The 21,165-nt window shown below is 62.7% G+C and carries 22 protein-coding genes and 1 pseudogene; 13 read left to right on the top strand and 10 right to left on the bottom strand.

Annotated elements, in window-relative coordinates; all coding sequences use genetic code 11:
• Positions 1–36 precede the first annotated feature (36 nt).
• The 8 genes from IB234_RS00110 (at position 37) to trpC (ending at position 7,764) form a co-directional block, all read left to right on the top strand.
• The gene (locus IB234_RS00110) at positions 37–1,284 is read left to right on the top strand and encodes an ABC transporter permease (RefSeq protein ID WP_192312185.1); all 1,248 of its coding nucleotides are present in this window, start codon (positions 37–39) and stop codon (positions 1,282–1,284) included.
• Between the two features lie 16 nt (positions 1,285–1,300).
• On the top strand, positions 1,301–2,128 hold the full coding sequence (locus tag IB234_RS00105) for an ABC transporter permease (RefSeq protein ID WP_192312183.1): 828 nt from the start codon (positions 1,301–1,303) through the stop codon (positions 2,126–2,128).
• A gap of 101 nt (positions 2,129–2,229) precedes the next feature.
• Complete coding sequence (rpe, locus tag IB234_RS00100; protein ID WP_192312181.1) at positions 2,230–2,904, top strand: ribulose-phosphate 3-epimerase; 675 nt, start codon at positions 2,230–2,232, stop codon at positions 2,902–2,904.
• A gap of 38 nt (positions 2,905–2,942) precedes the next feature.
• Positions 2,943–3,716, top strand: coding sequence for a phosphoglycolate phosphatase (locus IB234_RS00095; protein ID WP_192315495.1), 774 nt, complete (start codon positions 2,943–2,945; stop codon positions 3,714–3,716).
• A 73-nt stretch (positions 3,717–3,789) separates the two neighbouring features.
• Positions 3,790–5,283 (top strand): anthranilate synthase component I, encoded by a 1,494-nt coding sequence (gene trpE / locus IB234_RS00090; RefSeq protein WP_192312179.1) that lies wholly within the window; start codon positions 3,790–3,792, stop codon positions 5,281–5,283.
• A gap of 11 nt (positions 5,284–5,294) precedes the next feature.
• Positions 5,295–5,888, top strand: a complete 594-nt coding sequence (locus tag IB234_RS00085) for an aminodeoxychorismate/anthranilate synthase component II (protein WP_192312177.1) — start codon at positions 5,295–5,297, stop codon at positions 5,886–5,888.
• A complete protein-coding gene (gene trpD / locus IB234_RS00080; protein WP_192312175.1) occupies positions 5,888–6,934 on the top strand; it encodes an anthranilate phosphoribosyltransferase in 1,047 nt (348 codons plus the stop codon). The genes IB234_RS00085 and trpD overlap by 1 nt, the downstream gene beginning before the upstream one ends.
• Positions 6,931–7,764 carry an indole-3-glycerol phosphate synthase TrpC gene (gene trpC / locus IB234_RS00075; protein ID WP_192312173.1) on the top strand — a complete coding sequence of 278 codons (834 nt, stop codon included), beginning with the start codon at positions 6,931–6,933 and terminating at the stop codon, positions 7,762–7,764. The genes trpD and trpC overlap by 4 nt, the downstream gene beginning before the upstream one ends.
• Positions 7,765–7,933: 169 nt before the next feature.
• Here the strand turns inward: trpC and crp are convergent, their stop codons facing one another.
• Entirely contained in the window at positions 7,934–8,578 is a 645-nt protein-coding gene (gene crp / locus IB234_RS00070) for a cAMP-activated global transcriptional regulator CRP (protein WP_192312171.1), read from the bottom strand.
• A 239-nt stretch (positions 8,579–8,817) separates the two neighbouring features.
• Between crp and IB234_RS00065 the strand changes: the two genes are divergently transcribed.
• Entirely contained in the window at positions 8,818–9,240 is a 423-nt protein-coding gene (locus IB234_RS00065) for an OsmC family protein (protein ID WP_021702473.1), read from the top strand.
• Positions 9,241–9,300: 60 nt separating this feature from the next.
• Here the strand turns inward: IB234_RS00065 and coq7 are convergent, their stop codons facing one another.
• A complete protein-coding gene (gene coq7 / locus IB234_RS00060; RefSeq protein WP_192312162.1) occupies positions 9,301–9,948 on the bottom strand; it encodes a 2-polyprenyl-3-methyl-6-methoxy-1,4-benzoquinone monooxygenase in 648 nt (215 codons plus the stop codon).
• A gap of 158 nt (positions 9,949–10,106) precedes the next feature.
• Positions 10,107–10,445, bottom strand: coding sequence for a histidine triad nucleotide-binding protein (locus tag IB234_RS00055; protein ID WP_192312160.1), 339 nt, complete (start codon positions 10,443–10,445; stop codon positions 10,107–10,109).
• Between the two features lie 71 nt (positions 10,446–10,516).
• Here IB234_RS00055 and IB234_RS00050 point away from each other — a divergent pair, with 71 nt between their 5' ends.
• Positions 10,517–11,998 (top strand): AAA family ATPase, encoded by a 1,482-nt coding sequence (locus tag IB234_RS00050; protein WP_192312158.1) that lies wholly within the window; start codon positions 10,517–10,519, stop codon positions 11,996–11,998.
• Here the strand turns inward: IB234_RS00050 and IB234_RS00045 are convergent.
• The 4 genes from IB234_RS00045 to hemJ all read right to left on the bottom strand — a co-directional run bounded on the left by IB234_RS00045 (position 11,995) and on the right by hemJ (position 15,269).
• On the bottom strand, positions 11,995–12,801 hold the full coding sequence (locus IB234_RS00045; protein ID WP_192312156.1) for an SDR family NAD(P)-dependent oxidoreductase: 807 nt from the start codon (positions 12,799–12,801) through the stop codon (positions 11,995–11,997). The two genes, IB234_RS00050 and IB234_RS00045, sit on opposite strands and share 4 nt — an antisense overlap.
• 4 nt (positions 12,802–12,805) lie before the next feature.
• A complete protein-coding gene (locus tag IB234_RS00040) occupies positions 12,806–13,777 on the bottom strand; it encodes a DUF805 domain-containing protein (protein WP_192312153.1) in 972 nt (323 codons plus the stop codon).
• An 82-nt stretch (positions 13,778–13,859) separates the two neighbouring features.
• Positions 13,860–14,822, bottom strand: a complete 963-nt coding sequence (locus IB234_RS00035; RefSeq protein WP_192312151.1) for an NAD(P)H-dependent flavin oxidoreductase — start codon at positions 14,820–14,822, stop codon at positions 13,860–13,862.
• A 21-nt stretch (positions 14,823–14,843) separates the two neighbouring features.
• The gene (gene hemJ / locus IB234_RS00030; RefSeq protein WP_192312149.1) at positions 14,844–15,269 is read right to left on the bottom strand and encodes a protoporphyrinogen oxidase HemJ; all 426 of its coding nucleotides are present in this window, start codon (positions 15,267–15,269) and stop codon (positions 14,844–14,846) included.
• 136 nt (positions 15,270–15,405) lie between these two features.
• Here hemJ and argC point away from each other — a divergent pair, with 136 nt between their 5' ends.
• Entirely contained in the window at positions 15,406–16,440 is a 1,035-nt protein-coding gene (gene argC, locus IB234_RS00025; protein ID WP_192312147.1) for an N-acetyl-gamma-glutamyl-phosphate reductase, read from the top strand.
• A 166-nt stretch (positions 16,441–16,606) separates the two neighbouring features.
• Positions 16,607–16,957: an iron-sulfur cluster insertion protein ErpA gene (gene erpA / locus IB234_RS00020; RefSeq protein WP_192312145.1), complete on the top strand. Its 351-nt coding sequence runs from the start codon at positions 16,607–16,609 to the stop codon at positions 16,955–16,957.
• Between the two features lie 71 nt (positions 16,958–17,028).
• On the opposite strand, the gene IB234_RS00015 is transcribed toward erpA, so the two are convergent.
• Complete coding sequence (locus tag IB234_RS00015) at positions 17,029–18,120, bottom strand: anhydro-N-acetylmuramic acid kinase (RefSeq protein WP_192312142.1); 1,092 nt, start codon at positions 18,118–18,120, stop codon at positions 17,029–17,031.
• Position 18,121: 1 nt separating this feature from the next.
• Positions 18,122–19,540 (bottom strand): peptidoglycan DD-metalloendopeptidase family protein, encoded by a 1,419-nt coding sequence (locus IB234_RS00010; protein WP_192312140.1) that lies wholly within the window; start codon positions 19,538–19,540, stop codon positions 18,122–18,124.
• 178 nt (positions 19,541–19,718) lie between these two features.
• On the opposite strand from IB234_RS00010, the gene tyrS reads away from it, so the two are divergent.
• On the top strand, positions 19,719–20,918 hold the full coding sequence (gene tyrS, locus IB234_RS00005; RefSeq protein ID WP_192312138.1) for a tyrosine--tRNA ligase: 1,200 nt from the start codon (positions 19,719–19,721) through the stop codon (positions 20,916–20,918).
• A 23-nt stretch (positions 20,919–20,941) separates the two neighbouring features.
• Here the strand turns inward: tyrS and IB234_RS23855 are convergent.
• Positions 20,942–21,165: pseudogene (locus IB234_RS23855) on the bottom strand (hypothetical protein); the annotation flags it as partial.

Below are 21,165 nucleotides of genomic sequence, written 5' to 3'. Positions count from 1 at the left end.
CGAGGGCGCTTTGTCCCAGTGCCTCTGGAGCCCGCGATGGCCACTACCGTATCCCTCACCGAATTCGCCGGCCTGACGCTGAAGCAGAAGCTGGCCCGCGCCGAGCGCATCAACCGGCTCAAGGCCCAGGGCCTGATCCTGCCGCTGCTGGTGTTTCTCTTCGTGGTCTTCCTGCTGCCCATCGGCATCCTGCTGTACAAGAGCGTCGAGAACCCCGAGGTGGTTGGCAGCTTGCCGCGCACCGTCGAGGCTATTTCTTCCTGGGATGGCCGCGGCCTGCCCGACGAGCCGGTGTACCAGGCCCTGGCCCAGGACCTGGCCGAAGCACGGAAGAACCAGACTATTGGCGACCTTTCCAAACGCCTGAACATGGAGCTGGCCGGCTACCGTAGCCTGCTGGCCAAGACCGGTCGTGCCCTGCCGTTCAAGCAGGAGCCTGTGTCCTACAAGGATGCGCTGGAGAACCTCGACGAGCGCTGGGGCGACCCGGCCTACTGGCAGGTGATCCGTCGCAACGACAGTGGTGTCACCCCCTATTTCCTGCTGGCGTCCCTCGATCACCGGATCGACGATCTCGGCGAGCTGGCGTCCGCTACCCCGGACCAGGCCATCTACCTGGACATCTTCGCGCGTACCTTCTGGATGGGCCTGGTGATCACCGCCATCTGCCTGGTGCTGGCCTACCCGCTGGCCTACCTGCTGGCCAACTTGCCGACCCGTACCAGCAACCTGCTGATGATTCTGGTGCTGCTGCCGTTCTGGACCTCGATCCTGGTGCGCGTGGCGGCGTGGATCGTGCTGCTGCAGTCCGGTGGACTGATCAACAGCGCGCTGATCGCCATGGGCGTGATCGATCAACCGTTGCAACTGGTGTTCAACCGCACCGGCGTCTACGTGGCCATGGTGCACATCATGCTGCCGTTCATGATCCTGCCGATCTTCAGCGTGATGAAGGGCATCTCGCCGAGCTATATGCGTGCTGCCATCTCGCTCGGCTGCCACCCGTTCGCCAGCTTCTGGCGGGTGTACTTCCCGCAGACCCTGGCCGGCGTTGGCGCCGGGTGCCTGCTGGTGTTCATCCTGTCCATCGGCTACTACATCACCCCCGCGCTACTGGGCAGCCCGGGCGACCAGATGATCAGCTACTTCGTCGCCTTCTACACCAATAGCACCATCAACTGGGGCATGGCCACGGCGCTGGGCGGCCTGCTGCTGCTGGCGACCATGCTGCTCTACGTGGTGTATAGCTGGCTGGTGGGCGCGAGCCGCCTGCGTCTGGGTTGATCAGGAGAACAATGAAATGCTGAGCCCCTACAAGTCCCCCGTCGAGCGCGCCTGGTTCTGGACCCATCGCAGCCTGTGCGCGCTGGTGTTGCTGTTCCTGATCCTGCCGGTGCTGGTGATCATCCCGCTGTCGTTCAACTCCGGCAGCTTCCTGGTCTACCCGCTGCAAGGTTTCTCCCTGCGCTGGTACGAGTCGTTCTTCACCTCGGCCGAGTGGATGCGCTCGCTGAAGAACAGCATGATCGTGGCGCCGGCCGCCACGGTGCTGGCGATGGTCTTCGGCACCCTGGCGTCGATCGGCCTGACCCGTGGCGAGTTCCGCGGCAAGGCGCTGGTGATGAGCCTGCTGATCTCGCCGATGGTCGCCCCGGTGGTCATCGTCGGTGTGGCCAGCTACCTGTTCTTCGCCCCGCTGGGCTTGGGCAACAGCTACACCTCGCTGATCTTGGTGCACGCCGTGCTCGGCGTACCCTTCGTCATCATCACCGTGTCCGCGACATTGCAGGGCTTCAACTACAACCTGGTGCGCGCCGCCGCCAGCCTGGGCGCCTCGCCGATCACTGCGTTCCGCCGGGTGACCCTGCCGCTGATCGCCCCTGGGGTGATCTCCGGTGCTCTATTCGCCTTCGCTACCTCGTTCGACGAAGTGGTGGTGACTCTGTTCCTTGCCGGCCCCGAGCAGGCCACCCTGCCGCGGCAGATGTTCAGCGGCATCCGCGAGAACTTGTCGCCGACTATCGCCGCCGCCGCCACCCTGCTGATCGCCTTCTCGGTGGTCATGCTGCTGACCCTGGAATGGCTGCGCGGGCGCAGCGAGAAGATGCGTACCGCCGTACCCGAGTAAGGCGTTCGACCATGGTCGCAGCGCCTTACTGACGTACGACAACCGCTGCGTATTGCTCTCAGGCTACAATCGCACCACCGTGATTGAAGCCTGAGGCCGCCATGCAACCCTTCGCCATCGCTCCGTCGATCCTGTCCGCCGATTTCGCCCGCCTGGGCGAAGAAGTCGACAAGGTGCTCGCCGCCGGCGCCGACATCGTCCACTTCGATGTGATGGACAACCACTACGTGCCCAACCTGACCATCGGCCCGATGGTCTGCTCGGCGCTGCGCAAGTACGGCATCACCGCACCGATCGACGCGCACCTGATGGTCTCGCCGGTCGACCGCATCATCGGCGACTTCATCGACGCCGGCGCCACCTACGTGACCTTTCACCCGGAAGCCACCCAGCACATCGACCGTTCGCTGCAGCTGATCCGTGACGGCGGCGCCAAGTCCGGCCTGGTGTTCAACCCGGCGACCTCGCTGGAATGCCTGAAGTACGTGATGGACAAGGTCGACATGATCCTGTTGATGAGCGTCAACCCCGGCTTCGGCGGGCAGAAGTTCATCCCCGGCACCCTGGACAAGCTGCGTGAAGCCCGCGCGCTGATCGACGCCTCCGGCTACGACATCCGCCTGGAGATCGACGGCGGGGTCAGCGCCAAGAACATCCGCGAGATCGCCGAGGCAGGCGCCGACACCTTCGTCGCCGGCTCGGCCATCTTCAACCAGCCCGACTACAAGGCGGTGATCGACGCCATGCGCGCCGAGCTGGCCCAGGTGCGCGCGTGATCCACGAGCTGTTCGACGGGCGCCTGCCGCGCCTGGTGATGTTCGATCTGGACGGCACCCTGGTGGATTCGGTGCCCGACCTGGCCGCCGCCATCGACTGCATGCTGGTGCAGCTCGGTCGCCCGGCTGCCGGCGTCGAGCGCGTGCGTGACTGGGTCGGCAACGGCGCCCGCGTGCTGGTGCGCCGCGCCCTGGCCGGCGGCATCGAGCACACCGAGGTGAGCGACGCCGATACCGAGCAGGCCCTCGAGCTGTTCAACGAGGCCTACTCCGGCAGCCACTCGCTGAGCACCGTCTACCCAGGCGTCACCGCCACCCTCAAGTGGCTGAAGAAGCAGGGCGTGGAGCTGGCGCTGATCACCAACAAGCCGGAGCGTTTCGTCGCCCCGCTGCTGGACGAGATGAAGCTGGGCCGCTATTTCCGCTGGATCGTCGGTGGCGACACCCTGCCGCAGCAGAAGCCCGATCCGGCTGCGCTGCTGTTCGTCATGCGCCTGGCCAATGTCGAGCCCGCGCGCGCGCTGTTCATCGGCGACTCGCGCAACGATGTGCTGGCCGCCCGCGCCGCCAGCGTGCCCTGCGTGGCCCTGAGCTACGGCTACAACCATGGCCGGCCGATCGCCGAGGAGAACCCCGCACGGGTGCTCGATGATCTGCGCCAGCTGCTCCCCGGTTGCGCGGCCGATGGCGCTGCGCTAATGTCGCCGGACTCTTCCGATTACCCGCCTCATCGAGACAGCATCGTGGTAGTTGCCAGCAAACAATGGATGAAAGTCATCAAGGCCCTGGCCCGCTGGCGCTGGCGCGCCTGATTTCGTCCTGGCCGGTTGGTTCCGGCGCGTTTGCCCAACATCCGTTTCACCTCCTCATACCACGAGGCAGAGCATGACCCGCGAAACTCTTTCCCGCGAAGCCTTCCTGCGTTTGGCCGCCGACGGCTTTAATCGCATTCCGCTTGCATTCGAAACCCTGGCTGACTTCGACACCCCGCTGTCGATCTACCTCAAGCTGGCCGACACCCCCAACTCCTACCTGCTGGAATCCGTGCAGGGCGGCGAGAAGTGGGGCCGCTACTCGATCATCGGCCTGCCGGCGCGCACCGTGCTGCGCGTGCATGGCCACCATGTCAGCGTGCGTGTCGACGGCGTCGAGGTGGAGAGCCTGGAAAGCGAAGACCCGCTGGCTTTCGTCGAGCAGTTCAAGGCGCGCTACAACGTACCGACCATCGCCGGTCTGCCGCGCTTCAACGGCGGCCTGGTCGGCTACTTCGGCTATGACAGCGTGCGCTACGTGGAGAAGAAGCTGGCGCAGTGCCCGAACCCCGATCCGCTGGGCACCCCGGATATCCTGCTGATGGTCTCCGATGCCGTGGTGGTGTTCGACAACCTGGCCGGCAAGATGCACGCCATCGTCCTCGCCGACCCGGCCCAGGCCGACGCCTACGAACAAGGCCAGGCCCAGCTGCGCGAACTGCTCAACAAGCTGCGCCAGCCGATCACGCCGCGCCTGGGTGTGGACCTGAGCAAGCCGGCCGGCAAGGAGCCGGACTTCGTCTCCAGCTTCAAGCGTGACGACTACGAGGCCGCGGTCGGCGCGATCAAGGAATACATCCTGGCCGGCGACTGCATGCAGGTGGTGATTTCCCAGCGCATGTCGATCCCGTTCCAAGCCGCGCCGATCGACCTGTATCGCGCGCTGCGCTGCATCAACCCGACGCCCTACATGTACTTCTTCAACTTCGGCGACTTCCACGTGGTGGGCAGCTCGCCGGAGGTGCTGGTGCGTGTCGAGGACAACCTGGTCACCGTGCGGCCGATCGCCGGCACCCGTCCGCGCGGCGCTACCGAGGAAGCCGACATCGAGCTGGAGAAGGACCTGCTGTCCGACGCCAAGGAGATCGCCGAGCACCTGATGCTGATCGACCTGGGACGCAACGATGCCGGTCGCGTGTCGGCCACTGGTTCGGTGAAGGTCACCGAGCAGATGGTGATCGAGCGCTACTCCAACGTCATGCACATCGTCTCCAACGTCACCGGCCAGCTGAAGCAGGGTCTGAGCGCGATGGACGCTCTGCGCGCCATCCTGCCGGCCGGCACCCTGTCCGGCGCACCCAAGGTGCGGGCGATGGAGATCATCGACGAGCTGGAGCCGGTCAAGCGTGGTGTCTACGGCGGCGCCGTCGGCTATCTCGCCTGGAACGGCAACATGGACACCGCCATCGCCATTCGTACCGCGGTGATCAAGGACGGTGAGCTGCACGTGCAGGCCGGCGCCGGCATCGTTGCCGACTCGCAACCGGCCCTGGAGTGGGAAGAAACCCTGAACAAGCGCCGCGCCATGTTCCGCGCGGTCAGCCTCGCCGAACAGTCCGTAGAGTAAGGGGCCCAACCATGCTGCTGATGATCGACAACTACGACTCCTTTACCTACAACGTGGTGCAGTACCTGGGCGAGCTGGGTGCCGATGTCCACGTGATTCGCAACGATGAACTGACGGTCGCCGAGATCGAGGCGCTGAAGCCTGAGCGCATCGTGGTCTCGCCCGGCCCGTGCACGCCGACCGAGGCGGGTGTGTCCATCGAGACCATCCTGCACTTCGCCGGCAAGCTGCCGATCCTCGGCGTGTGCCTGGGCCACCAGAGCATCGGCCAGGCCTTCGGTGGCGACGTGGTGCGCGCGCGCCAGGTGATGCACGGCAAGACCAGTCCGGTGTTCCATGAGGACTCGGGCGTGTTCGCCGGCCTCAACAAGCCGCTGACCGTGACCCGCTACCACTCGCTGGTGGTCAAGCGAGAGACGCTGCCGCACTGCCTGGAGATCACCGCCTGGACCCAGCATGCTGACGGCGGCGTCGACGAGATCATGGGCCTGCGCCACAAGACCTTGAACATCGAGGGCGTGCAGTTCCACCCGGAATCCATCCTTACCGAGCAGGGCCACGAACTGTTCGCCAACTTCCTCAAGCAGCAGGGCGGGGTGCGCTGATGGACATCAAGGAAGCTCTTAACCGGGTGGTCGCCCAGTTGGATCTGACCACCGCCGAGATGCAGGACGTGATGCGCCTGATCATGACTGGCCAGTGCACCGATGCGCAGATCGGCGCGTTCCTCATGGGCATGCGCATGAAGAGCGAGACCATTGACGAGATCGTCGGTGCCGCCACTGTCATGCGCGAGCTGGCCTCGCCGGTAAACATCAATGCCGAGCGCTTGGTCGATACCTGCGGCACCGGTGGCGATGGCATGAACGTATTCAACGTCTCCACCGCTGCGGCCTTCGTGGTCGCGGCAGCGGGTGGGCGTGTGGCCAAGCACGGCAACCGCGCCGTGTCCGGTAAGAGCGGTAGCGCCGATCTGCTGGAAGCCGCTGGCGTCTACCTGAACCTCACGCCGGAACAGGTGGCGCGCTGCGTCGAGAACGTCGGCGTCGGCTTCATGTTCGCCCCGGCCCATCACGGCGCGATGAAGCATGCCATCGGCCCGCGCCGCGAGCTGGGCCTGCGCACCATCTTCAACATGCTCGGCCCGATGACCAACCCGGCCGGGGTCAAGCATCAGGTGATCGGCGTGTTCAGCCAGGCTTTGTGTCGGCCTATGGCCGAAGTACTGCAGCGCTTGGGCAGCCAGCACGTGCTGGTAGTGCATGCGCAGGATGGCCTGGACGAGATCAGCCTGGCCGCGCCGACCCATGTCGCCGAGCTGAAGGACGGCGTGGTCAGCGAGTACCGCATCCAGCCCGAGGACTTCGGCATCAAGAGCCAGACCCTGATGGGCCTGACCGTCGAAGACGCCCAAGGCTCGCTGGCGCTGATCCGCGACGCCCTCGGCCGGCGCAAGACCGAGCATGGCCAGAAGGCCGCCGACATGATCGTGCTAAATGCGGGTGCCGCGCTCTATGCTGCCGATCTGGCGACTAGCCTCAAGGAAGGTGTGCAGCTTGCACATGACGCGCTGCATACTGGTCTGGCCTGGGAGAAACTGGGAGAGCTGGTGTCCTTTACCGCTGTATTCCGTGTGGAGAACGAAGGGTGAGCATTCCAACCGTGCTGGAGAAGATCCTCGCCCGCAAGGCCGAGGAAGTGGCCGAGCGCCGCGCCCGCGTCAGCTTCGCGGAGGTCGAGTCTGCAGCCCGTCAGGCCGACCCTGTGCGCGGCTTCGCCCGTGCCCTGCAGGAGCGTGTGGCGCAGAAGCAGGCAGCGGTGATCGCCGAGGTGAAGAAGGCCTCGCCGAGCAAGGGCGTTCTGCGCGAGCACTTCGTGCCGGCCGAGATCGCCAAGAGCTACGAGGCAGGTGGTGCGGCCTGCCTGTCGGTGCTCACCGACATCGACTTCTTCCAGGGCGCCGACGAGTACCTGCAGCAGGCCCGTGCGGCCTGTTCGCTGCCGGTGATCCGCAAGGATTTCATGATCGACCCATACCAGGTCGTTGAGGCCCGTGCTCTGGGCGCCGACTGCGTGCTGCTGATCGTCTCGGCGCTGGACGACGTACTCATGGCCGAGCTGGCCTCCACCGCCAAGGACGTCGGTCTCGATGTGCTGGTGGAAGTGCATGACGGTAATGAGCTGGAGCGTGCGCTGAATACACTCGATACGCCTCTGGTGGGCATCAACAACCGCAACCTGCACAGCTTCGAAGTCAGCCTGGAGACCACCCTCGACCTGCTGCCGCGCATTCCCCGTGACCGCCTGGTGATCACCGAGAGCGGCATCCTCACCCGCGCCGACGTGGAGCTGATGGAGATCAACGAGGTGTACTCGTTCCTGGTTGGCGAGGCTTTCATGCGCGCAGAGGAACCGGGCACCGAACTCAAGCGCCTGTTCTTTGCTGGCAGCCGCGTGGTGCCGGGCGTCGACCCGGACTGATCCGTCCTGAATGAAAAAGCCCGCCGATTGGCGGGCTTTTTCATTCATCGGGCTAGCGCGAGCTAGAGCGAGGCTAGGAGCGAGCTGCTGAGGGAGCGGAGTTTACATGCAGTAAATGAGCATCCCGAAGCAGCTTGCGACAACGACTCGCCGACGCGCAGCAGCCCGATCAGCGAGTGCCGAATACCACCATGGTCTTGCCTTTCACATGCACCAGGCCCTGTTCCTCCAGGGACTTGAGCACGCGGCCGACCATCTCGCGGGAGCAGCCGACAATGCGGCCGATTTCCTGACGGGTGATCTTGATCTGCATGCCGTCCGGGTGGGTCATAGCGTCCGGCTGCTTGCAGAGGTCGAGCAGGGTGCGAGCTACGCGCCCGGTGACGTCGAGGAAAGCCAGGTCGCCTACCTTGCGCGTGGTGTTGCGCAGGCGATCGGCCATCTGGCTGCCCAGGGCGTAGAGGATCTCCGGGTCCTGCTGGGTCAGCTCGCGGAATTTGGTGTAGCTCAGCTCCGCCACCTCGCACTCGGTCTTGGCGCGGACCCAGGCGCTGCGTTCCTTCTCGGTACCTTCCCTTTCGAACAGGCCCATCTCGCCGAAGAAGTCACCGGCGTTGAGATAGGCGATGATCATTTCGCGGCCGTCATCATCCTCGATGAGAATGGTGACCGAGCCCTTGATGATGAAGAACAGGGTCTCGCAACGATCCCCTGCATAAATGATGGTGCTCTTGGCTGTGTAGCGACGGCGGTGACAGTGCGCGAGCAGCTTGTCGATGTTCTTGATCTTTGGTGTAAGGGTAATAGCTACCATGCCCGAGTCCCGAAATTTTTGAGTAAGCCTTTGTCCAGCAGGCGAATTTCTTATTAGTTATCCGAACAAGTGTGCCAGTTATCCGACGGCAGCTTAACAGACGCGCGGTCGGGGGCAATGCGATTTTGCGACGCAGTCTGCAGTGCCTTGGTGCGCATGGCTGACCGGTTGGTCTAAAAGACTGCTCAGAGTGCTGTGATAATCTGACGCGCATTTTTTCCGGTAGTGGAGCCAAGGTGATGAAAGCACGCATTCAATGGGCCGGTGAGGCCATGTTCCTCGGTGAGTCCGGCAGCGGTCATGTGGTGGTCATGGATGGTCCGCCAGAAGCCGGTGGTCGTAATCTCGGCGTGCGTCCGATGGAGATGGTGCTGATCGGCCTGGGCGGTTGCAGCAATTTCGATGTGGTCAGCATCCTGAAGAAGGCACGCCAGCCGGTGGAAAGCTGCGAGGCCTTCCTCGAGGCCGAGCGTGCCGACGAAGACCCCAAGGTGTTTACCAAGATTCACCTGCACTTCGTGGTCAAGGGCCGTGGCCTCAAGGAGCCCCAGGTCAAGCGCGCGGTGGAGCTCTCGGCGGAGAAGTACTGCTCGGCCTCGATCATGCTCGGCCGCGCCGGCGTGGAAATCACCCACGACTACGAAATCGTCGAGCTGGGTTGATCCGTTCGCGCGAACCAATGAAAAAGGGCGCCGTCTGGCGCCCTTTTTCATGCCTGCGATTCAGATGCGGTAGGTGCTCTTGGTCATCACCTTGGACAACAGAGTCATGCCGAACTTGACCGGTGCCGGGAAGCGCAGACCTCCGGCCTCAAGGGCGCTGGTGGCGTGCTGCTCTTCGTCCTCGCGCATCTGTTCGAGGATGGCGCGGGTCTTCGCATCATCGGTTGGGATCTGCTCCAGATGCTCATCCAGATGCTTGACCACCTGATCCTCGGTGGCCGCGACGAAGCCCAGGCTGACTTTGTCGCTGATCAGGCCAGCGACTGCTCCGACGCCGAAGGACAGGCCGTAGAACAGCGGGTTGAGCACGCTTGGGTGGCTGCCCAGTTCGCGAATACGCTGCTCGCACCAGGCCAGGTGGTCCACTTCCTCATCGGCGGCATGCTCCATCGCTTTGCGCACCTCCGGCAGCTTGGCGGTCAGGGCCTGGCCCTGATACAGCGCCTGGGCACACACCTCGCCGGTGTGGTTGATGCGCATCAGCCCGGCAACGTGTCGAGCATCTTCGTCGCTCAGCTCAATTTCGTTTTGCAGGATGGCTGGAGACGGCCTTGCCGGTGCGCCACTGAACGGCAGCAGGGTACGCATGGCGGCGTCGGCCTGGATCAGCAGGCGGTCGAGGGGGGAAAACTGGCGTTCGTTGGTCATGGCCGTCTCCACGGAAAGCATGCCGGCAGTTTACCTGAACCCCCAGGCAGAAACCCGTCTGGCGACCAGATGCCCCGGCGCTGGCCCTGAGCCAATGTTGCTCTGGGGCGTAGGCGGCACACGAATATCAATGAAAGGCCGTTCTCTGGATATGTCCTTCAGCCCGGTGGCCAGTTCATCTGCCGCTGGCCGAGCACATGCATGTGTATGTGATGCACGGTCTGGCCGCCCAGGTCGTTGCAGTTCATCACCACGCGGAATCCCTCTGCACAACCCTGCTCGGCGGCCAGGCGCTGAGCGGTGTAGAGAATGTGCCCGGCCAGCGGTCGATCTGCTTCGCTCAGCTCATGGAGAGTGGCGATGTGTCGCTTGGGGATCACCAGGAAATGCACTGGCGCCTGCGGGCCGATGTCATGGAAGGCCAGTACCTGATCATCCTCGTAGAGCTTGCGGGCGGGAATGGAGCCGTCGATTATCTTGCAGAACAGGCAGTCCATGCACTTTCCTCCAGCCGCTTTGGATATCCTGCGAGTTTAATAGTGCATGCCGGCAGCACAAGGAGTGCGTGTTGAAGAACGATGTTCACGATTTGAGTCTGGTCCTGGAGTCCCGCGTCAAGCTGGTGGTGATCGAGTCCTGGGATGAACCGAGGGTTCTGGAAACACTCACCTCACTGGCGATCAGGCGCGGCCAGGGCATCCATACCTGGTCCGTAACGGAAGGGCTACAGCGGCTGGCCTTTGGCGGAGATCCGATTGGAAGCCAGGACAGCCGCGAGCCTGAGGAGGCCTTGCGTCTGATCAAGGCCGATCCGTCGCCCAATCTCTACGTGATGTGCGATCTGCATCCGTTCCTGGGCGACAACCCGAAGCTGGTTCGTCTGCTCAAGGAGGTCGCCATGAGCGAGGCGGCGCACAAGCCCACTCTGGTGCTGGTGTCGCACGCCGTGAAGCTGCCGGCCGAGGTGCAGCGCTATGCGGCCCGCTTCAGTCTGGCGCTGCCGACCGAAGACGAGCTGCTGGCCATCGTGCGCGAGGAGGCTACGCGATGGAGCGAGCGCAACCGCGGGGCCCGGGTTCGTACCGATAACCGCACCTTGCAGCAGATGGTGAAGAATCTGCGAGGCCTGACCCATGCCGAGGCCAGGGCGTTGGCGCGCAATGTTATTTGTGATGACGGTGCGATTACTCAGGAAGATATACCCGAGCTGAACAAAGCCAAGTTCCAACTGCTCGACCTGGAGGGGGTGCTCAGTTTCGAGTACGACACCGCGCGCTTTGCCGAGGTGGGAGGGCTGAGCAACCTGAAGCGCTGGCTGGGTGAGCGCCAGGACATCTTCCTCAATGGCAAGGGTGCTGATGTGCCGCGCGGCATGCTACTGGTCGGTGTGCAGGGCGGCGGCAAGAGTCTGGCCGCCAAGGCGGTGGCCGGACTGTGGGGCCTCCCGCTGCTGCGTCTGGACTTCGCGAGCCTGTACAACAAGTTCTTCGGCGAGACCGAGCGCAACTTGCGAGAGGCCCTGAGGCTGGCCAGCCAGATGGCGCCCTGCGTGTTGTGGATGGACGAGATTGAGAAAGGACTCGCCACGGGTGACAACGACGATGGGGTCAGTCAGCGCGTACTCGGCACCCTGCTGACCTGGATGGCTGAGCGCAAGGCGCCGGTATTCATGGTTGCCACCGCCAACGCGATCCATCGCCTGCCGCCGGAGCTGGTGCGCAAGGGGCGCTTCGACGAATTATTCTTTGTCGACCTACCGGATGCCGGGGTGCGTGCGGATATCTTCGCCATCCACCTGCGCCGTCGCGAGCTGGAGCCGAAGCAGTTCGATCTGGCGGAGCTGGCTGCGGCTTGTGATGGCTTCTCCGGGGCGGAAATCGAGCAGGTCGTGGTTAGCGCGCTCTACGCGGCCCAGGCGCGTCAGCAAGCGGTCGATCAAGGGTTGCTGCTCAGCAACATTCAGAGCACGGCGCCGTTGTCCGTGGTCATGGCCGAGGATCTCGCGGCGCTGCGTGCCTGGGCGGACGGTCGTACGGTCAGCGCCAGCTAGGCCTGATCGGTGCCTGTCCGGGGCAGCAGCGGGCGAACCATCTTCATGGCGATGTGCCTTACCAGCGCGCGTGGAGTGAGCCGCAGCAACTGTGGCACCAGACGGTGGCGCCAGCCGGGAATGATGATGGCCTGATCCTTGTCCAGGCCGTTCATTGCTATCAGCGCGATCTCCTCGGGACGGGCCAGCTGCTGGTGCCGTTCCAGGCCGTCGCTGTACAGCTGGGCACGACGGAAGAAGGCGGTGGCCACCGGCCCCGGGCATAGAGCTGATACCTTCACGCCAAACGGTGCCAGCTCGTTGCGCAGTGCCTCCGACAAGTGCAACACGTAGGCCTTGCTGGCGAAATAGTTGCCCATCAGCGGACCGGGCTGGAAGGCGGCCAGTGAGGCTACGTTGAGAATCTGTCCGCTGCCGCGGCGCTTCATGTCTTGGCCGAGCGAATGGCAGAGTCGGGCGAGGGCAAGGATATTGAGCTCGATCAGCTGCTGCTCGAGCGCCCAGTCCTGGTCCACGAAAATCCCGGCGCTGCCAATGCCAGCATTGTTCACCAGCAGGTCGATCTGCCGCTCGCCTTGCTCCAGCTCCTGGATCAGTCCAGTGAGTTGCAGCGGCTCGGAAAGATCACAGACGCGGAACAGCGCTTCGATACCGAAGCGCTGACTCAGCTCGCAGGCAATGCTCTCCAGAGCATCACGCTGGCGAGCGACCAGGATCAGGTTATGCCCGCGCCGGGCCAGGGCCTCGGCCAATGAAAGACCGAGGCCGCTTGAGGCGCCGGTGATCAGGGCGTAACCACTCAACGGGTTACTCCTCGCCTTCTGGGGTGTATTGCAGTGATTGGCTCTGTTGCGCACGCTCGACGTAATCCTGGTAGGCGGGGATAGCGACGGCCGCGAGAATGCCTACTGTTGCAACTAGCCAGAGCACCAGGCCACCCCAAGCCATGGCAATCACTCCGGGGCTGTTTGGCGGCGGCGGCGGGCCGTAGCGGTTGGCAGATTGGCTACCCGGTACAACCAGCATCAACAGTGCAAAAATACTGCCGATCAGTGGCACCAGGTTGAGCAGCCACAGCCAGCCGGACCAGCCTATATCGTGCAGACGCTGTACTCCGATCATCACGCTGATCACTACGGTGCCTATCACTACAGGAATCATCAGGATGCCGCCGACGATTGGCGAAACGGCCATGGCACCAGCGGCGATGAGATAGGCCACCATGGCCAGCAGCAGGAGCGCCATCGACCAACCCAGATAGCGCAGGCGCCCGATGCGTCCGTCAGTGGTGAATACTTTCAGCCGGCCATGTTCCGGCATGCTCTCGCCCACGTCGGACTTCGGTGTGCCGTAGGGTGATGCGTTGGCAATTGGCTCTGGTGGGTTCTGCGCAATCTGGGCCTGACGGGTCAGGTATTTCTCGATGACGATGCCGCAGGAGGCGCAGGCGACGGCCTTGGGTTGCTGAGTGCCACATTTGGGGCAGTCCATGCTCTCGTTGCTCACGGCTTCCTGCTCGATGTCTACCAGGCTCAGTTTGGCCGCCAGGTCCTGCTCCTTGCGCACTTGGGCACCTGCCTGCTGCAGTGCGCCGAGGTACTTGTCCGCCTCGGCTTCCGACAGGTCACGCTTGAGAGCCACCGGGCCGCCGGTAAAGAGCACATCAATCTTGGCCTGGTCACTTCTGAAGAGGCGGGCCAGATTGGCTTTCACCGTCTCCAGTGATTGGTCCGGCATCAGTTGGCCTTCGAAGACGATCTTGTAGCGTGTGTCGGTCATGCTGCATCCCTGTTCAGTATTTTAAATGCGTTGAGCCTAGGGGCTTTGCCGGGCGCGAACAAGCGTCCGGCAACTCTGTTTTTTAGTGCGGCCACGCTCCAGCCAGATGCTGTCTGCGGCTGTGTGCTGCACGGTACTCCGCGTCGAGCCTGGCAATCAGCTCGGCAACTGTCGGTACGTCGCTGATGTCGCCCACGCCTTGGCCCGCGGACCAGACGGTCTTCCAGGCCTTGGCCTCGTCGTTGATCGGCTTGAGCTTCTCGCCGTAGTTGATGTCGCCCTTGTTCTGCAGCTGCTTCAGGTCATAGCCAGCCTTCTCCAGACTCTGGCGCATGAAGCTGGCCGGCACACCGGACACCGCCGGGGTGTGCACGATGTCGGCAGCGCGGGCGTCGAGGATCATCTGCTTGTAGTCGCCGTCGGCATTGCTCTCCTGGGTGGCGATGAAGCGGGTGCCCATGTAGGCCAGGTCGGCGCCCAGCAGCTGGGCGGCGAGAATCTCATGGCCGTGGTTGAGGCAGCCGGAGAGCAGCAGGGTCTTGTCGAAGAACTGGCGGATTTCGGCAATCAGGGCGAACGGGCTCCAGGTGCCGGCATGGCCGCCGGCACCAGCGGCCACTGCGATCAGGCCATCGACGCCGGCCTCGGCGGCCTTCTCCGCATGGCGGCGGGTGGTCACGTCGTGGAACACCAGGCCACCATAGCTGTGTACGGCGTCGACCACTTCTTTTACCGCGCCGAGGCTGGTGATGACTACCGGTACCTTGTGTTCGACGCAGATGGCCAGGTCGGCCTGCAGGCGCGGGTTGCTGCCATGCACGATGAGGTTGACCGCATAGGGCGCCGCGTCCGGCTTGAGCCCCGCCTCGATCTCTTCCAGCCATGCCTTGAAGCCGCTGCTCTCGCGCTGGTTCAGCGCCGGAAAGCTGCCGACCACGCCGTTGTTGCAACAGGCCTGGACCAGCGGCGGAGTGGACACCAGGAACATCGGTGCGGCCACCACAGGTAGGAGCAGACGCTGGTCGAACAGAGCGGGCAGAGACATGGGCTTTCCTCTTGTCGTTAATTAGAAGGGTTTCACCACCACCAATATCACGATGGCCAGCAGGAACAGCACCGGCACCTCGTTGAACCAGCGGTAGAACACGTGGCTGCGGGCATTCTTGCCGCGGGCGAAGCGCTTGAGTTGGGCGCCACAAACATGGTGATAGCCGACCAACAGTGCCACCAACAGCAGCTTGGCATGCAGCCAGCCCATCTTCAGCCAGGCCGGATTGAGATAGAGCATCCAGGCGCCGAACAGCAGGGTGGCGATCATCGAGGGGTTCATGATGCCGCGATACAGCTTGCGTTCCATCACGCTGAAGCGTTCGTGGCTGGGCTGATCCTCGGCCATGGCGTGGTAGACGAACAGGCGCGGCAGGTAGAACAGGCCGGCGAACCAGCAGACCAGGGCGATGATGTGCAGGGCCTTGACCCACAGATAGAGCATCGATGACATCCAGCGAGAGATTTGTCGCCGATAGTAGAGAAAGCCATGGCCGCGCGTCACCCTTGAGGTTGGCCGCCGCAGCCTTGGGCCTTATCATCGGCAGTCTTTCTTAACGGTCACGCAGCGGGAGTATGCAATGGTCAAGGTCGGAATCGTCGGCGGCACGGGTTACACCGGAGTGGAGCTGCTGCGCCTGCTGGCCCAGCACCCGCAGGCCGAGGTGGCGGTGATCACCTCGCGCTCCGAGGCCGGGGTCAAGGTCGCCGACATGTACCCCAACCTGCGCGGCCACTATGACAACCTGGCCTTCAGCGTGCCGGACGTGGCCACCTTGGGCGCCTGCGACGTGGTGTTCTTCGCCACTCCGCACGGTGTGGCCCACGCCCTTGCCGGCGAGCTGCTGGCCGCTGGCACCAAGGTCATCGACCTGTCCGCCGACTTCCGACTACAGGATGCCGAAGAGTGGGCCAAGTGGTACGGCCAGCCGCACGGCGCGCCAGACCTGTTGCCGGAAGCGGTTTACGGCCTGCCCGAAGTCAATCGCGAGGCGATCAAGAGCGCGCGCCTGATTGCCGTGCCAGGCTGCTATCCGACGGCCACCCAGCTCGGCCTGCTGCCGCTGCTCGAGGCCGGCCTGGCTGATTCGAGCCGCCTGATTGCCAACTGCGCCTCCGGCGTCAGCGGTGCCGGCCGTGGTGCCAAGGTCGGTTCGCTGCTGTGCGAGGCCAGTGAGAGCATGATGGCCTACTCGGTCAAGGGCCACCGTCACCTGCCGGAAATCAGCCAGGGCCTGCGCCGCGCCGCGGGTGGCCAGGTCGGCCTGACCTTCGTGCCGCACCTGGCGCCGATGATTCGTGGCATCCACGCCACCCTGTACGCCACCGTCGCCGACCGCGGCGTGGACCTGCAGGCGTTGTTCGAGAAGCGCTACGCCAACGAGCCCTTCGTCGACGTGATGCCGGCCGGTAGCCACCCTGAGACTCGCAGCGTGCGGGGCGCCAACGTCTGCCGCATCGCCGTGCACCGTCCCCAGGGCGGTGAGCTGGTGGTCGTGCTCTCGGCCATCGATAACCTGGTCAAGGGCGCGTCCGGCCAGGCGGTACAGAACATGAACATTCTCTTCGATCTGGATGAACGCCTGGGCCTGTCCCACGCCGCGATGCTGCCCTAAGCCTGTGCGCCCGCGGTGACTTGAATTCGCCGCCGGCGCGCCCATCTAAGCAGTTGGGCAGCGGCTGCGTTGTCGCCCAATAATTGACCGATTTGCTCGGGTAAGCGGATAATCGCCGCCCGTGTGTGGTACGTAACATGGCGCCTGGCGCCAGGAGAGCAGCAAGATGAGCGTCGAGACCTTCACTCCAACCCCTCTGATTTTCACCCAGGGCGCGGCGAACAAGGTGAAGAGCCTGGTCGATGAAGAGGGCAACTCGCGCCTGAAGCTGCGTGTTTTCGTCACCGGTGGTGGCTGCTCCGGCTTCCAGTATGGCTTCACCTTCGATGAGGACGTGGCCGACGACGACACGATCGTCGAGCGTGAGGGCGTCAGCCTGGTGGTCGACCCGATGAGCTTCCAGTATCTGGCCGGTGCCGAAGTGGACTATCAGGAAGGCCTGGAAGGTTCGCGCTTCGTGATCAACAACCCCAACGCCAGCACGACGTGCGGTTGCGGTTCGTCCTTCTCGATCTGAGTTTCAGGCCATGAAAAAGCCGCGCATCTGCGCGGCTTTTTTGTTGGGGCTCGATTGATCTAGCGCGCTCGTTACGCCGGGTAGATCGCGCCGAGCACCCGTAGTCCCTTGGCGGCGGTAACGCTGGGGCGGTTGGCGGGGATCCGTTCCAGGCAGCAGTGGGCCAGCCAGGCGAAGGCCATGGCTTCGACCCAATCAGGAGGCACACCACGTGCGGCGGTGCTGGCCACCTGGCAGGCTGGCAGCAACTCCTGCAGGCGCTGCATTAGCGTAAAATTATGGGCGCCGCCACCGCAGACCAGCAGCTCGGCGGTACCGTTCTGCGCCTGTTGTAGCGAGTCGACGATGCTGCGTGCGGTCAGCTCCAGCAGTGTGCGCTGAACGTCGGCCGCAGGCAGCGTCGGAATCATGCTCAGATGGTTTTCCAGCCAGGGCAGATTGAACAGCTCGCGGCCAGTGCTCTTCGGGCCCAGACCGGCAAAATAGGGGTCGCTCAGCAGTCGGTTCAGCAGCGTATCGTTCAGCGTGCCGCCGGCCGCCCAGGCGCCCTCGCGGTCGAAGGCCTTACCCTGATGTTTGTCGATCCAGGCATCCAGCAGTACGTTGCCCGGGCCGCAGTCGAAGCCGCGTACTGGCTGATAGGCCTCGATCAGGCTGAGGTTACTGAAACCGCCGATGTTGAGCACTGCTTTGGGCTGTGCACTGCTTTCGAACAAGGCTTCGTGGAAGGCCGGCACCAAGGGCGCGCCCTGGCCGCCAGCAGCCACATCTCGGCGCCGAAAGTCAGCTATCACGTCGATGCCCGTCAATTCTGCCAGCAAGGCAGGATTGCCGATTTGAATGGTAAAGCCGCGTGCCGGTTCGTGGCGTACGGTCTGGCCATGGCTGCCAATGGCGCGGATCTCGCTGGCGCTTAACCTTTCACGTCGTAGCAGCGCATTGATGCCCGTGGCTGCCAGTTCGACCCAGTTTTGTTCAGCGATAGCGGTACGCGCCAATTCGTCAGAACCGGAAGTGCAGAGTGACAGCAACTCGACGCGCAAGGCGTCGGGCATGGGAAGGTAATGATGGGCGATAAGGGTGGGGCGGCTGCCCAGATCGATCAGGGCGATGTCCAGTCCGTCGAGGCTTGTGCCGGACATCACCCCCAGATAGCGCGGCATATCAGGGCTGCTTGTTGGCCGCCAGCATCGTGGCTTTTTCCTGATCCATGCGAGCCATCAGTGGTTTGCTCTGCTCCAGGAAACGCTGTTTTTCATTGCGAGCGATGGGGTCGGCCATCGGCAGCTTCTGGCTCAGCGGATCAACATGGCGGCCATTGACCTGGAACTCGTAGTGCAGGTGTGGTCCCGTCGAGAGGCCGGTGGTACCGATGTAGCCGATGATCTGGCCCTGCTTGACATTCACACCTGTGCGCACGCCCTTGGCAAAGCCCTGCATATGGCCATAGAGGGTGCGGTAGCTGTTTCCATGCTGAATGACCACTGCGTTGCCATACCCGCCTTTGCGGCCTGCCAGCAATACGCGACCGTCGCCGGCCGCCTTGATCGGCGTGCCTCGCGGTGCGGCGTAGTCGACGCCCTTGTGCGCGCGGATCTTGTTCAGAATTGGATGCTTGCGGCCCAGGGAGAACTTGGAGCTAATGCGCGCGAAGTCCACTGGGGTACGAATGAACGCCTTGCGCATGCTCATGCCATCGGCGTTGTAGTAGTTCGTCACGCCCTGCTTGCTGGTGTAGCGGACGGCCGTGTAGGTCTTGCCTCGGTTGGTGAAGCGCGCGGACAGGATGTTGCCGTTGCCGACACGCTTGTCGTCTACCACATGCTCTTCATAGACCATCTCGAATTCATCACCCTCTCTCAGGTCCTGAGCGAAGTCGATGTCGTAGCCAAAGACATTGGCTAGATCCATGGTCAGATTATGTGACAGCCCCGCTCGCTTGGCGGAAAGAAATAGCGAGCTATTGATGACGCCGCGAGCATAGCTTGTGCGCACGTCAGGCTTGACCTGCTCGTGCTTGAAGGAGAAACCACTTTCGCTGCGAGTGAGAGAGATGCTCTCGAGATCGTTGAGCTTGCTGCTCAGGTGATCAAGTCGGCCGTCAGTGCTCAGCCGGAAATCCAATGTCTGTCCGACATGCAGGCGGCTGAAGCGCTTCGCCTCTTTGCTGCTATCGATAGCTTCATGCAGCGCATTCGCGTTGAGTCCAACGCGTGAAAATACGGTGGAGAGCGTGTCGCCGCTGGCGACGATAACGCTCTTCTGCAGCGGATCTAGCGGAGATGCCTGGCTGCCTTCCGCCTTGTTGTCAGTGGCCAGAGCATCTCTGCCCGGCGTTGCATAATCAGTTGCAAAAGGGGATGCATCGTTGGCTCCGAGCACTTGCTCTGCCTGAAGGCCTTCTTTTCCCTGCGGTGCTTGTTCGGCACCGTTATCCAGCTCCATGGATAGGTAGGTCTTCCGTGCTTCAACCTCGCGGGATGGGAACACCAGCAAGGCCAGGCTCAGTAGCGCTGCAATGCCGCTGGCGGCCAGCAAGTGGCTCCGCGGATATGACGTGGCTTTTGAAGAGGATTGGGTCATGGCTCGGGGTGTTTCTTGGAATAGTGCATTAACTGCCTAAAATATAATCATAATCCGCAGTAGGCAACCCTAAGCCTGCCCTGTCTGTCGAGCGGCTGCTGGGGCGTAAAGCTTGTAATTGGTCAGTGATCTTGTATGGTTGGTTCCCTTTTGGTCTGCGGGTAGCAAGAGTCCTGTCATGAAGTCGGTTGAAGAGCAGCTGGCGCTGATCAAGCGCGGTGCAGAAGAGGTCCTAGTCGAGTCCGAGCTGGTTGAAAAGCTCAAGCGCGGTGAACCACTGCGCATCAAGGCGGGATTCGATCCCACTGCTCCCGATCTCCATCTCGGTCACACTGTGCTTATTAATAAGCTGCGCCAGTTCCAAGAGCTGGGTCATCAGGTGGTCTTCCTTATAGGCGACTTCACCGGGATGATTGGCGACCCCAGTGGCAAGAGCGCTACTCGCCCGCCGCTGACCCGCGAGCAGGTGTTGGATAACGCCGAGACCTACAAAAATCAGGTGTTCAAGATTCTTGATCCCTCCAAGACCGAGGTGGCTTTCAACTCCACGTGGATGGACAAGCTGACTCCTGCTGACTTCATTCGCTTGGCGTCGCAGTACACTGTCGCGCGCATGCTCGAGCGTGATGACTTCCAGAAGCGCTACGAAGGCAGCCAGCCGATTGCTATCCATGAGTTCCTTTACCCGCTGGTGCAGGGCTATGACTCGGTGGCTCTGCGCGCAGACGTCGAACTCGGCGGCACTGATCAGAAATTCAACCTGCTGATGGGGCGTGAGTTGCAGCGCGCCTACGGTCAGTCTTCCCAGTGCGTCGTCACCATGCCGCTGCTGGAAGGGTTGGATGGCGTGAAGAAGATGTCCAAGTCGCTGGGCAACTATATAGGCATCCAGGAAGCGCCAGGCGTCATGTACACCAAGCTGGTGTCGATGCCTGACTCGCTGATGTGGCGTTACTTCGAGCTGCTGAGCTTCCGTTCTATGGAAGAGATTAAGCAGTTTAAGGCCGACGTCGCGGCGGGTGCCAATCCGCGTGACATCAAGATCAAGCTGGCCGAAGAGATTGTTGCGCGCTTCCACGGTGAAGAGGCTGCGGCGAATGCCCATCGTTCAGCGGGCAATCGCCTGAAGGATGGCGAGCTGCCAGATGATCTGCCTGAGGTGGTGCTGCTCTCTGCCGAAGATATGCTGATTTCATCTGTCCTTAATAAGGCAGGCCTGGTGAAGAACGCTGCTGCGGCTCGTGACCTGCTGAGCGCGGGTAGCGTGAGGGTCGATGGTGAGGTGGTTGAGCGCGGCTTCGTCTTTAAACTGGGCTGCAACCATGTCTGCCAGGCTGGAAAGAAGGCCTTCGCGCGCATTACGCTTAAGTCTGAGTAACGTTTTCAGAAAAGTGTTGACGGTTAGATTTGTCTCCCTATAATGCGCACCTGTTCCGGCGCGGCCTGATCTGAAAACTCCTTTATAAACAAGAAGTTATACGAAATTAAGGGTTGCGCCGGCGGCGAATTCGAGTAGAATGCGCCGGGCTGACAAGGTGCTGGATTGGTCTTGTTGGCGCTTCGATCGGCTCTGATCGAAGGCGGTTTAAAGAGGTGGTTGACAGTGGTTTTGATCGCTGTAGAAT

The organism is Pseudomonas sp. PDM16, from assembly GCF_014851865.1.
In the GTDB taxonomy this organism is placed as follows: domain Bacteria; phylum Pseudomonadota; class Gammaproteobacteria; order Pseudomonadales; family Pseudomonadaceae; genus Aquipseudomonas.
Note: the sequence above shows the minus strand (reverse complement) of the source record. Positions and strands in the feature narration are given on the sequence as shown.